The sequence below is a fragment of the Kitasatospora sp. NPDC002227 genome (assembly GCF_040296285.1).
Lineage (GTDB): Bacteria > Actinomycetota > Actinomycetes > Streptomycetales > Streptomycetaceae > Kitasatospora.
Genome location: NZ_JBEOWY010000010.1, coordinates 85058 through 98133, shown reverse-complemented (window position 1 = coordinate 98133; position 13076 = coordinate 85058). Strand labels below are relative to the sequence as shown.

Here is a 13076-nt window from a genome sequence, read left to right as displayed (position 1 = left end):
ACCGCCCCAAGACGCGCCTGTGGGCGCCGCCTCCGTGCCGGGAGGCGGCGCCCACAGGCGTTTGCGCGGATCAGAGACTCAGAGACAGAGACTCAGGGTCAGAGACCGGCGCGGGCGCCCAGGTGGTGGACCTGGACCATGTTGGTGTTGCCCGGGATGCCGGGCGGGGAGCCGGCCGTGACGATCACGGTGTCACCCGTGGCGAGGCGGTTCAGGCGCATCAGCTCGTTGTCGACCTGGACGACCATCTCGTCGGTGGTCTGCACCTGCTCGGTCACGTACGCCTCGACGCCCCAGCTCAGCGAGAGCTGGTTGCGGGTGCAGGCGTCCGGGGTGAAGGCGATCACCGGGATCGGCGAGCGGTACCGGGAGAGCCGGCGGGCGGTGTCGCCGGACTTGGTGAAGGCCACCAGGCCCTTGGCGTTGAGGAAGTCGCCGAGCTCGCAGGCGGCGCGGGCGATCGAGCCGCCCTGGGTGCGCGGCTTGCGGCCCGGGTTGAGCGGCTGCAGGCCCTGGGCGAGCAGCTCCTCCTCGGCCGTCTCGGCGATCCGGCTCATGGTCTTGACCGTCTCGACCGGGTACTTGCCGACGCTGGACTCGGCGGAGAGCATGACCGCGTCCGCGCCGTCCAGGATGGCGTTGGCGACGTCCGAGGCCTCGGCGCGGGTCGGCCGGGAGGCGTGGATCATCGACTCCATCATCTGGGTGGCGACGATGACCGGCTTGGCGTTCCGACGGGCGAGCGTGATCAGCTGCTTCTGCACCAGCGGCACCCGCTCCAGCGGGTACTCCACCGCGAGGTCGCCGCGGGCGACCATGATGGCGTCGAAGGCGAGGACGATCTCCTCCATGGCCTCGACGGCCTGCGGCTTCTCGATCTTGGCGATGACCGGCACCCGGATGCCGACCTCGTCCATGACCTTGTGCACGTCGTTGATGTCGGCCGCGTTGCGGACGAAGGAGAGCGCGACCATGTCGACGCCCAGTTCCAGGGCGAAGCGCAGGTCCTCCTTGTCCTTCTCGGACAGGGCGGGGACGTTGACGGCCGCGCCGGGGAGGTTGATCCCCTTGTTGTTCGAGAGCACGCCGCCCTCGACGACCACGGTCTTCACGCGGGGGCCGTCGACGCTGACGACCTCCAGGGCGATGACACCGTCGTTGATCAGGATCGGGTCGCCGGGCTGCACGTCGCCGGGCAGGCCCTTGTAGGTGGTGCCGCAGATGTACTGGTCACCGGGGACGTCCTCGGTGGTGATGGTGAAGTGGTCGCCGTTGTCCACCGTCACCGGACCGTTGGCGAAGGTCGCCAGACGGATCTTGGGGCCCTGCAGGTCGGCCAGCACACCGATGGTGCGGCCGGTGTCCGCGGACACCTGGCGGACCTTGCGGTACCGCTCCTCGTGCTCCGCGTGGGAGCCGTGGCTCATGTTGAGTCGGGCGACGTTCATGCCCGCTTCGACGATGGCCTTCAGCTGTTCGTAGGAGTCCGTGGCCGGACCCAAGGTGCAGACAATTTTCGCTCGGCGCATATCCGTCAGTCTATCCGTTCGTGTTATAGGTGCATTTGCCGCGAAACGTTAGAAATCGCCAACGAACGATTCCGAGGGATGGGACGCCGGGCTGACATCCGGTCACCCCGCCTCGTGCACCAGGGCGAAGGCCTGCCGGGCGATCTCCAGCTCCTCGTCGGTGGGCACCACCGCGACCGTCACGCGGGAGTACTCCGGGGAGATGACCCGGGGCTCGCCGGAGCGCACCGAGTTCAGCTCCGGGTCCACCGCGATGCCCAGCTCCTCCAGGCCGGCGGTGGCGGCCGCGCGGACCGGTGCCGCGTTCTCGCCCACCCCGGCGGTGAAGGCGATCGCGTCCACCCGGCCGAGGACCGCGTAGTAGGCGCCGATGTACTTGCGCAGCCGGTGGACGTACGAGTCGAAGGCGAGCTTCGCGTCCGCGTCCCCCTCGTCGGCGCGGCGCATGATCTCGCGCATGTCGTTGTCCCCGCACAGGCCGAGCAGGCCGCTGCGGCGGTTGAGCAGGTTGTCGATCTCGTCGATCGACAGGCCGCCGACGCGGTGCAGGTGGAACACCACGCCCGGGTCCACGTCGCCCGAGCGGGTGCCCATCACCAGGCCCTCCAACGGGGTGAGGCCCATCGAGGTGTCCACGCACACCCCGCCGGCCACGGCGGAGGCCGAGCCGCCGTTGCCCAGGTGCAGCACGATCACGTTGACCTCGGCCGGGGCCTTGCCGAGCAGCTCGGCGGTGGCCCGGGAGACGTACTGGTGCGAGGTGCCGTGGAAGCCGTAGCGGCGCACCCGGTGCTCGTCCGCCACCGCCTTGTCGATCGCGTACCGGGCCGCGTACTCGGGCATGGCGGCGTGGAAGGCGGTGTCGAAGACGGCCACCTGGGGGAGGTCCGGGCGCAGTGCGCGGGCGACCTCGATGCCGGTGATGTTGGCGGGGTTGTGCAGCGGGGCGAGGGGCACCAGGCGGCGGACCTCCGCCAGTACCTCCTCGGTGACCAGGGTCGGCGCGGTGAAGCGCTGCCCGCCGTGCACCACCCGGTGGCCGATCGCGGCCAGCTCGGGGGAGTCCAGGCCGACGCCGTCGGCGGTCAGCTCCTCGGCCACCGACTTGAGCGCGGCGCCGTGGTCCGGGAAGACCTCGAGGCGCTCGCGCTTCAGCCCCGCGCGGGTGGTGTGCAGCAGCCGCCCGTTCGGCTCGCCGATCCGCTCGACCAGGCCGGCGGCGAGCCGGGAGCCGGCCAGCATGTCGATCAGCTGGTACTTGACCGACGAGGAGCCGGCGTTGAGGACGAGGACTCGGGTGCCCGCGCTCACGGCTGGGCTCCTTCCGTTGCGGGGGTCTGGGCCTGGATGGCGGTGATCGCCACGGTGTTGACGATGTCCTCCACCAGCGCGCCCCGGGAGAGGTCGTTGACCGGCTTGCGCAGGCCCTGCAGCACGGGGCCGACCGCCACAGCGCCGGCCGAGCGCTGCACGGCCTTGTAGGTGTTGTTGCCGGTGTTGAGGTCGGGGAAGATCAGCACGGTGGCCCGCCCGGCGACCGGCGAGCCCGGCAGCTTGGTGGCGGCCACGTGGGCGTCCACCGCGGCGTCGTACTGGATCGGGCCCTCGACCAGCAGGTCGGGCCGAAGTTCGCGGACGATCTCGGTGGCCTTGCGGACCTTGTCCACGTCCGCGCCGGAGCCGGAGGTGCCGGTCGAGTAGGAGAGCATCGCGACCCGGGGCTCGACGCCGAACCGGGCGGCCGTGGTGGCCGACTGGATCGCGATGTCCGCCAGCTGCTGGGCGTCCGGGTCCGGGTTGACGGCGCAGTCGCCGTAGACCAGCACCTTGTCGGCCAGGCACATGAAGAAGACGCTCGAGACGATCGAGGCACCGGGGGAGGTCTTGATCACCTCGAAGGCCGGGCGGATGGTCGCCGCGGTGGAGTGCACCGCGCCGGAGACCATGCCGTCGGCGATGCCCTCCTGGACCATCAGGGTGCCGAAGTACGAGACGTCGGTGACCACGTCCAGGGCCCGCTCGACCGTCATGCCCTTGTGGGCGCGCAGCTTCGCGTACAGCTCGGCGAACTGGCGGCGCAGCGGGCTGGTGGCCGGGTCGACGATCTGCACCTGGGCGCGGTCGGCGGCCGGGTCGTGCGCGGGGAGGGTGATGCCGAGCGAGGCGGCCTTGCGGCGGACGGCCTCGGGCTCGCCGAGCAGGGTGAGGTCGCAGATGTTGCGGCGCAGCAGCACCTCGGTGGCGCGGAGCACCCGCTCCTCGGCGCCCTCGGGCAGCACGACGTGGCGGCGGGCCGAGCGGGCCTTCTCCAGGAGGTCGTGCTCGAACATCATCGGGGTGACCCGCTCGGAGCGGCTCAGCTCGATCCGGCTGGTCAACTCGGCGGTGTCCACGTGGAGTTCGAAGAGCCCGAGGGCGATCTCAGCCTTCCGGGTGCTGGACGGGCCGAGCTTGCCCTCCAGGTGGGTCAGGACGGCGGCGGTGGGCCAGCTGCCCTCGGGGACCACCGCGACCGGGGTGCCGGGGGCGAGCCGGGCGGCCAGCGCCATGACGTTCGGGCCCGGGTGCTGACCGAGGGTCAGCAGCACGCCGGCTATCGGCGGGGCGCCGGCGGCGTGCGCGGCCAGCGAGCCGATCACCAGGTCGGCGCGGTCGCCCGGGGTCACCACCAGTGCGCCTTCGGTCAGCGCGTCCAGGAAGGTCGGCAGCATGGCGCCGCCGAAGACGAAGCCCCGCACGTCCCGGGCCAGGCCCGCGGCATCGCCCAGCAGCACCTCGGCGCCGGTCGCCTCGACCAGCTGGGCCACGGTCGGCGCGGCGAGCGCGATCTCCTCGGGGATCACGTAGGCGGGGATCGGCAGCTTGGTGGTCAGGCCCCGCAGCACCTGCTGCTTCATCGAGGGGGCGACCCGGTTGGCGATCATCGCCAGCGTCGAGCAGCCCAGGTCGCGGTAGGCGTGGTAGGCGTTGCGCACCTCGGCGGTGACCGCCTGGCCGTCCTCGCCGTGGCCGCCGACCACCGGCAGCACCCAGGCGCCGAACTCGTTGGCCAGGCGGGCGTTGAAGGCCAGCTCGTCGGGGATGTTGGTGTCCGCGAAGTCGGTGCCGAGCACCAGCACGGCCTGGCACTTCTTCTCCAGCGCGCGGAAGCGGTCCACCAGGGCCGAGACCAGCTCGTCCTGCCCCTGGGCGGCCTGCAGCGCGGCGGCCTCCTCGTAGGTGAGCCCGTACAGCTCCTGGGCCGGGAGGTCGAGGCGGTAGCGGGCCCGCAGCAGCTCGACCACGTGGTCCGAGCCCGCCTCCCCGGGGGCGGCGGCGTGCACCAGCGGGCGGAAGACCCCGACCCGGTCCACCTGGCGGGTGAGCAGTTCCATGACCCCGAGTTCGACGGCCTGGCGGCCGTCCCCCCGGTCGATCCCGGTCACGTACACGCTGCGCGCCACCTGGGGTACTCCGTTCCCGTCGCCGTCCTCAGCTCACTGGTCACCTCGACCATACATTCGCACCGGGAACGGGCCGTCGCACTCGGGCGGCGCCGAAAGAAGCAAGGGACGAAAGTCCCGGGGTGACGGGCCTTCGTCCCTTGCTCGCGGCGGCTCAGGAGGCCGGGCGCAGCCAGATCGTGGCGAGCGGCGGGAGGATCAGCTCGGCGCTGCGGGCCTGGCCGTTCCAGGGGGTCGGCTCGGCCTTGACGGGGTGTGAGTTGGCGATGCCGCTGCCGCCGTAGTCGGCGGCGTCGGTGTTGAGCGCCTCCTCCCAGAGCTGCTCGCCGCGGCCGGTCGGCGGCAGGCCGACCCGGAAGCAGTGGCGGACGACGGGGGAGAAGTTGCAGACCGCCACCAGCGGACTGCCGTCGGCCGCGAAGCGGACGAAGGAGATCACGTTGTCCTCGGCCGCGCCGCCGTCCAGCCAGCTGAAGCCGGCCGGTACGGTGTCCTGCTCCCAGAGGGCGGGGGTGGCCCGGTAGACGGTGTTGAGCTCGCGGACCAGCTCGCGCACGCCCCGGTGGTCGGGGGCGGCCGGCCAGTCGTCGGCCAGCACCCACCACTGCGGGCCCTGCTCGTGGTCCCACTCGGCACCCTGTGCGAACTCCTGCCCCATGAAGAGGAGTTGCTTGCCCGGGTGGGCCCACATGAAGCCGAGGTAGGCCCGGTGGTCGGCGCGCTGCTGCCACCAGTCGCCGGGCATCTTGGCGACCAGCGCCTGCTTGCCGTGCACCACTTCGTCGTGCGAGATGGGCAGCACGTAGTTCTCGGAGTAGGCGTACACCATCGAGAAGGTCAGGTCGTTGTGGTGGTACTTGCGGTGCACCGGCTCCTTGGACATGTAGACCAGCGAGTCGTGCATCCAGCCCATGTTCCACTTGAGGCCGAAGCCCAGGCCGCCGCTGTCGGTGGGGCGGGTGACGCCGTCCCAGGCGGTGGACTCCTCGGCGATGGTCACCACGCCCGGGCAGCGGCGGTAGACGGTGGCGTTCATCTCCTGCAGGAAGGCGGCGGCGTCCAGGTTCTCCCGGCCGCCGTGCTGGTTGGGCGTCCAGGCGCCGCCCTCGCGGGAGTAGTCGAGGTAGAGCATCGAGGCCACCGCGTCCACCCGCAGGCCGTCGACGTGGAACTCCTCGCACCAGTAGACCGCGTTCGCCACCAGGAAGTTGCGGACTTCGGTGCGGCCGTAGTCGAACTCCAGGGTGCCCCAGTCCGGGTGCTCGGCGCGCAGCGGGTCGGCCGGCTCGTAGAGCGGCTCGCCGTCGAAGCGGGCCAGCGCGAAGTCGTCCTTGGGGAAGTGCGCGGGCACCCAGTCGACGATCACACCGATGCCGTGCCGGTGCAGGGTGTCGACCAGGTGCTTGAAGTCGTCCGGGGTGCCGAGGCGGGCGGTCGGGGCGTAGAAGCCGGAGACCTGGTAGCCCCAGGAGCCGCCGAAGGGGTGCTCCATCACCGGCATGAACTCGACGTGGGTGAAGCCGAGTTCCTCGAGGTAGGAGGGGAGTTCGGCGGCGATCTCGCGGTAGCTGGTGAGGTCGGGGCGCCAGGAGGCCAGGTGGAGCTCGTAGACGGACATCGGGGCGCGGTGGTGGCGCACGTGCGCCCGGCGGGCCATCCAGTCGGCGTCCTGCCAGACGTACGCGGAGGTGTGGACGACGGAGGCGGTCTCGGGCGGGCACTGGGTGGCGCGGGCCAGTGGGTCGGCCTTCTGGAGGGTGCGGCCGTCGTGGGTGTGGATCTCGTACTTGTACTGCGTGCCCTCGGCCAGGCCGGGGACGAACAGCTCCCAGACGCCGGAGGAGCCGAGCGAGCGCATCGGGTGGCCGGTGCCGTCCCAGTGGTTGAAGTCGCCGACCAGGCGGACGCCGCTGGCGTTCGGGGCCCAGACGGCGAAGGCGGTGCCGAGGGTGCCGTCGAGCTCGCGGACGTGCGATCCGAGCGCCTGCCAGAGCTGCTCGTGGCGGCCCTCGGAGATCAGGTGCAGGTCCAGCTCGCCGAGGGTGGGGGCCGCGCGGTAGCCGTCCTCCTGCCGCAGCGGCTCGCCGCCGGGGTAGGTCACATGGAGGTGGTAGTCGGGCAGCTCGCGGTGGCCCGGGAGCAGGCCGGTGAAGAGGCCCGAGGAGAGGTGGGTCAGCTCGGCCGGGCCCTGCCCGGTCTCCACCACGATCCGTTCGGCGAACGGGCGCAGCACCCGGATCGCCACACCCTCGGCGGTGAGGTGCGCGCCGAGGAGCGCGTGCGGGTCATGGTGGTTCCCGGACAGCAGCCGCTCCACCTCGGCCGGTGGCAGCGGCGCCTCCGGCAGGCGCAGAGCGGCGCCCACGGCTCCCGCCCCGCGCTCGGGGGCGCGCGGGGGCGCGGGGGTGACGGCCTTCGGTGTCGCGGGGGCTGCCGTGGGCTCGGTTCCCGGCCGCGCCGGGCCACCGGGCCGGGGGCCCGCGGCGAGGAAGGTGGCGGGTACGGCGGGGGTGGAGCGGTGCTGCTTCGGGCCGAGCGGGGTCACGGCTAGGTCCTCCTGCGAGGGTCGATTGGGCGTCAGACGGTGAGGGCCAGACGGTTGATGGCGGCGAGCGGGATCGGTAGCCAGCTGGGCCGGTGCCGGGCCTCGTAGACCACCTCGTAGACCGCCTTGTCGATCTCCAGCGCCCGCATCAGCTCGGGGGCGGTGTTCGGGTCGGCGCCGCCCCCGGCGCTGTAGCCCGCGCAGTAGGCGGTGCGGTTGCGCGCCGCCCAGGCCGCCGCGAGGTGGGCCAGCTCCGGGTTGTGCGGGGCCCCGGCGAGCAGGTGGGCGGCGGCGTAGTCGAAGGAGCGCAGCATCGCGGCGACGTCCCGCAGGGCCGGCTGCGGCTGGCGCCGCTCGGCCAGCGGCTTGGCCGGTTCGCCCTCGAAGTCGAGCAGCACCCAGCCGTGCGGGGTCCGCATCGCCTGCCCGAGGTGCAGGTCGCCGTGGATGCGCTGGACCGGGACGGACTCCAGGTGGTCGGCGGTGAGCGCCCGGAAGGCGGTCCGCAGCGCGGAGCGGTAGCGCAGCAGGCCGGGTACGGCCGTCACCGCGCTGTCCAGGCGGTCGGCCATCGCCCCGGCGAGCAGCGAGAGTTGGGCCCGGTCGAGGCGGTCGACCGGCATCGAGCGGGCCAGCACCCGGTGCACCTCGGCGGTGGCCCGGCCGAGCCGGTGCGCCTCGATGGCGAAGTTGCCCGGGGCTGGGTCCGACTTGAGCCGGCCGACCTGGCTCAGGGCGAGCTCCCAGCCGTCCTCGGCGTCCGGCAGGTAGCGCTGGAGCAGGCCGAGAGTGGCCGGTTCCGATCGCTCCATCCGGCTCTCGAACCACGCGGCCACCCGGGGGATGCGGGTGGAGCCGGCCCGGGAGAGGGCCAGTGAGAGCTCCAGGTCCGGGTTGGTGCCGGGACTGATCCGGCGGAAGAGCTTGAGGATGAAGGCGGTGCCGTAGATGACCGAGCTGTTGCTCTGCTCGGCGGTGGAGGCGCGGCCGGGGAGGTTGCTGGGCAGCCCGGGGCCGGGGGTGCGGCGGAAGGAGAGCGAGCCGAAGCGGTCGCCGGTGGCCAGGTGCTCGAGCAGGCGCCCGGTCAGCTCCGGGTCGTGCAGCGCGTCGTAGAGCACGGCGCCGTCGTACGGGCCGCCGCTGAGGCGCCCGAGCACGGTGGCCGGCGGCAGCCCGGCGGGCTGGCCGGAGCGGGAGCCGAGCAGCAGCTGGTAGGTGTCGCTCCCGCCGGAGTGGTCGACCCGCAGCAGCAGGTGGAGCAGTGCCGGGTCACCGACCTGCAGGGGCGTGGCCAGCACCGGCGTGAGGCCGGTGATCGGCCGCCCCTTGCCCGCGTACCAGCGCTGGCCGGGCAGCCAGCTCGCGATCAGCGGCAGCGCGGCCTGCACCAGCTCGCTGACCCCGGGGGCGGTTCTCCGAGCCCCCGTGCCACGGGTGCCGACGGGCGCTGGCGCGTCGTCGGGCGACTCGGGGTGCACACGGGCTTGAGAACGGGAGGTTTCGGACATGACTCCCTTTCCCCGGAAGCGGGCCGACTGCCCGACGGGTCTGGCCGGGTCCGTCAGTCTTCCGGATTTCGGCGGCGCGACGGCGACGGCACGCGAGTCGGGCTCGGGTGTCACGCCTTAGTGTGGGTGGCCGTTGGGCTGTTCTCCGTACGCGGTGGTGCAGAGAGCTTCAGGGGCGCGAGCTTCGGCGCTCGCGCCCCCGGATGTGCCGATCGTGCTGGATCGTTACTTCGCGCGACGGATCACTTCGCGCGCGGGTTGCGCAGCTGGAACCAGTAGAAGCCGTGGCCCGCCAGGGTCAGCAGGTACGGCCACTCGCCGATGGACGGGAAGCGCACGCCCCCGATCAGCTCCACCGGGTACCGCCCTCCGTAGCGCCGCAGGTCGAGCTCGGTCGGCTGCGCGAACCGCGAGAAGTTGTTCACGCACATGACCAGGTCGCCCTCGTACTCGCGCACGAAGGCCAGCACCGCGGGATTGCTGGAGGGCAGTTCGGTGTAGCTGCCGAGGCCGAACGCGGGGTTGAGCTTGCGGATCTCGATCATGCGCCGCGTCCAGTGCAGCAGAGAGCTCGAACTGCTCTGCTGGGCTTCGACGTTGGTCACCTGGTACCCGTACACCGGGTCCATGATGGGCGGCAGACTGAGCCTGCCCGGGTCTGCCGAGGAGAAACCCGCGTTGCGGTCGGGCGTCCACTGCATCGGGGTGCGGACGCCGTCCCGGTCGCCCAGCCAGATGTTGTCGCCCATGCCGATCTCGTCGCCGTAGTAGAGCACCGGCGAGCCGGGCAGGGCGAGCAGCAGGGCGGTGAACAGCTCGATCTGGTTCCGGTCGTTCTCCAGCAGCGGGGCGAGCCGGCGGCGGATGCCCACGTTGGCGCGCATCCGCGGGTCCTTGGCGTACTCCGCGTACATGTAGTCGCGCTCCTCGTCGGTGACCATCTCCAGGGTCAGCTCGTCGTGGTTGCGCAGGAAGACCCCCCACTGGCAGCTGCCGGGGATGGTCGGCGTCTTGGCCAGGATCTCCGAGACCGGGTAGCGGGACTCCCGGCGCACGGCCATGAAGATCCGGGGCATCACCGGGAAGTGGAAGGCCATGTGGCACTCGTCGCCGCCGGAGGCGAAGTCGCCGAAGTAGTCGACCACGTCCTCGGGCCACTGGTTGGCCTCGGCCAGCAGCACGGTGTCCGGGTAGTCAGCGTCGATCTCCTTGCGGACCCGCCGGAGGAACTCGTGCGTCTCGGGGAGGTTCTCGCAGTTGGTGCCCTCGCGGGCGAACAGGTACGGCACGGCGTCGAGCCGGAAGCCGTCGATGCCGAGGTCGAGCCAGAACCGCAGGCCCGCGATCATCTCCTCCTGCACCCGGGGGTTGTCGTAGTTCAGGTCGGGCTGGTGGGAGAAGAACCGGTGCCAGAAGTACTGCTTGCGGACGGGGTCGTACGTCCAGTTGGAGGACTCGGTGTCGACGAAGATGATCCGCGCGTCCGGGTACTGCTTGTCGTCGTCGGCCCACATGTAGAAGTCGCCGTACGGGCCGTCAGGATCCCTGCGGGACTCCTGGAACCACGGGTGCTGGTCACTCGTGTGGTTCATCACGAAGTCGATGATCACCCGCATGCCGCGCTTGTGCGCCGCGTCCACGAACTCCACGAAGTCGGCCAGGTCGCCGAACTCGGGCAGCACCGACTTGTAGTCCGCCACGTCGTAGCCGCCGTCGCGCAGCGGCGAGGCGAAGAACGGCGGCAGCCAGAGGCAGTCCACGCCCAGCCACTGGAGGTAGTCCAGCCGGGCGGTCAGCCCCTTGAGGTCGCCGACCCCGTCCCCGTTGCTGTCCTGGAACGAGCGGACCAGGACTTCGTAGAAGACCGCGCGTTTGAACCACTCGGGGTCGAGGTTCTTCGGCGGCGTCTCGGCGAAGGTGTCGTGGACGGGGTCGTTGACTGTCACAGCGGGTTCCTCCGAACCGTGAGGAGGTGGGCCGGGGCGACCTGCGGGTCGAGCCGGACGTAGTTGTGCCGGCCCCAGGTCCAGACCGCGCCGGTGAGCTCGTCGTGCACGGTGACCGGCCCGTCCGACTCGAGCGTGACGGTGGCTTCCTGGGGGTGGTGCGGGTCTAGGTTGACCACCGTGACGACCTCGTCGGTCAGCCCGTCCTCCGCCGTGGCGGTCTTGACGTAGGCGATGACCTGGTCGTTGTCGGTCGGCAGGAAGCGCAGGTCGCGCAGCTGCTGGAGCGCCGGGTGGCGGCGGCGCAGTCGGTTCAGCGTGGTGAGCAGCGGGGCCAGGCTGTCCTGGGTGGACCAGTCGCGCGGGCGCAGCTCGTACTTCTCGGAGTTCAGGTACTCCTCCGAGCCGGGGTGGGCGGGCTCGCCCTCGTACAGCTCGAAGCCCGCGTAGACGCCGTAGCTGGGCGCCAGGGTGGCCGCGAGCACGGCGCGCAGGGCGAAGGCGGCGGGGCCGCCGGTCTGCAGGTGCTCGGGCAGGATGTCGGGGGTGTTGGCGAAGAAGTTGGGGCGCATGTAGGCGGCGGCCTCGCCGGTCAGCTCGGTGAGGTACTCGGTCAGCTCGGCCTTGGTGACGCGCCAGGTGAAGTAGGTGTAGGACTGGTGGAAGCCGATCTTGCCCAGGGTGTGCATCATCGCAGGGCGGGTGAAGGCCTCGGCGAGGAAGACCACGTCCGGGTCGGTGCGGGCGATGTCGGCGAGCACCTTCTCCCAGAAGAGCACCGGCTTGGTGTGCGGGTTGTCGACCCGGAAGATCCGCACGCCGTGGCCCATCCAGTGCCGCAGGATCCGCAGAGTCTCCTTGACCAGGCCGTCCATGTCCTGGTCGAAGTTGACCGGGTGGATGTCCTGGTACTTCTTCGGCGGGTTCTCGGCGTAGGCGATGGTGCCGTCCGCGCGGTGGGTGAACCACTCCGGGTGCTTGTTCACCCAGGGGTGGTCGGGGGAGCACTGCAGGGCGAAGTCGAGGGCGATCTCCATACCGAGCGAGGCGGCCTCGGCGACGAAGAAGTCGAAGTCCTCGATGGTGCCGAGGTCCGGGTGGATCGCGTCGTGGCCGCCCTCGGGGGAGCCGATCGCCCAGGGGGAGCCGACGTCGTGCGGGCCGGCGGTGAGGGAGTTGTTCGGCCCCTTGCGCCAGGCCCGGCCGATCGGGTGGATCGGCGGCAGGTACAGCACGTCGAAGCCCATCGCGGCGATCGCGGGCAGCCGCTCGGCGGCGGTGCGGAAGGTGCCGGAGACCGGCGGCTCGTTGCCGTCCGGGTCGACGACGGCGCCCTCGGAGCGCGGGAAGAACTCGTACCAGGCGCCGTGCAGCGCCCGGGGGCGGTCGACCTGCAGCGGCAGCGGGCGGGTGGTGGTGACCAACTCGCGCAGCGGGTAGCGCTCGAGAAGGCGGGTCACCTCGGGGTCGAGGGCGGCGGCCAGCCGGCTGAGCGGCGGGAGCTCCTGGTCGCGCAGCGCGTCGGCGGCGGCCAGCACGTGCGCGCGGCCCTCCTTCTTCGGCACCCCGGCGGCGGCCCGCTCCATCAGCTGGGCGCCCTCCTCGAGCACCAGCGCGGTGTCCACCCCGGCCGGGAGCTTCACGGCGGCGGCCGCCAGCCAGGTGGCCACCGGGTCGCTCCAGGCCTCCACCAGGTACGACCAGCGGCCCTCGGCCGGCGGGGTGACGTACGCGCCCCAGCGGTCGGTGCCGGGGGCCAGTTCGCGCATCGGGGTCCACGGGCCGCTGCGGCCGCGGGGGTCGCGCAGCACCAGGTTGGCGTTGACGGCGTCGTGGCCCTCGCGGAAGACGGTGGCGGTGACGAGGAAGCGCTCGCCGGCGACGGCCTTGGCCGGGCGCCGCCCGGCGTCGATCAGGGGGGTCACGTCCAGGACGGGGATGCGGCCGATCACGGTGTCGCTCTCTGTCGTCTTGCGGGCGGCGGCCCTGCGGGGGGCCGTGGCCCCGGCGGGAGCCGCCGTCCGGCGCGGGGTGGTGGCCTTCTCGGCAGCCGCGGCCTTGCGGGGGGTGGTGGTCTTGCGCGCGGCCGTGCTTGCGGCTTTGGT

7 protein-coding genes are annotated in these 13076 nt (G+C 71.9%); all 7 read right to left on the bottom strand.

What is annotated here, in order from left to right; translation table 11 throughout:
* Positions 1-98: 98 nt before the first annotated feature.
* Positions 99-1529 (bottom strand): pyruvate kinase, encoded by a 1431-nt coding sequence (gene pyk, locus ABT095_RS11805; RefSeq protein WP_350529191.1) that lies wholly within the window; start codon positions 1527-1529, stop codon positions 99-101.
* 102 nt (positions 1530-1631) lie between these two features.
* Positions 1632-2840, bottom strand: a complete 1209-nt coding sequence (locus ABT095_RS11800; protein ID WP_350529190.1) for an acetate kinase — start codon at positions 2838-2840, stop codon at positions 1632-1634.
* Positions 2837-4972, bottom strand: a complete 2136-nt coding sequence (pta, locus tag ABT095_RS11795; RefSeq protein WP_350529189.1) for a phosphate acetyltransferase — start codon at positions 4970-4972, stop codon at positions 2837-2839. The genes ABT095_RS11800 and pta overlap by 4 nt, the downstream gene beginning before the upstream one ends.
* 154 nt (positions 4973-5126) lie before the next feature.
* Entirely contained in the window at positions 5127-7517 is a 2391-nt protein-coding gene (glgB, locus tag ABT095_RS11790; RefSeq protein WP_350529188.1) for a 1,4-alpha-glucan branching protein GlgB, read from the bottom strand.
* Between the two features lie 32 nt (positions 7518-7549).
* Positions 7550-9025, bottom strand: coding sequence for a maltokinase N-terminal cap-like domain-containing protein (locus tag ABT095_RS11785; protein ID WP_350529187.1), 1476 nt, complete (start codon positions 9023-9025; stop codon positions 7550-7552).
* A 242-nt stretch (positions 9026-9267) separates the two neighbouring features.
* Positions 9268-10971, bottom strand: a complete 1704-nt coding sequence (gene treS, locus ABT095_RS11780) for a maltose alpha-D-glucosyltransferase (RefSeq protein WP_350529186.1) — start codon at positions 10969-10971, stop codon at positions 9268-9270.
* Complete coding sequence (locus ABT095_RS11775; protein WP_350529284.1) at positions 10968-12923, bottom strand: alpha-1,4-glucan--maltose-1-phosphate maltosyltransferase; 1956 nt, start codon at positions 12921-12923, stop codon at positions 10968-10970. Before ABT095_RS11775 ends, treS begins: the two co-directional genes overlap by 4 nt.
* Positions 12924-13076: the final 153 nt, after the last annotated feature.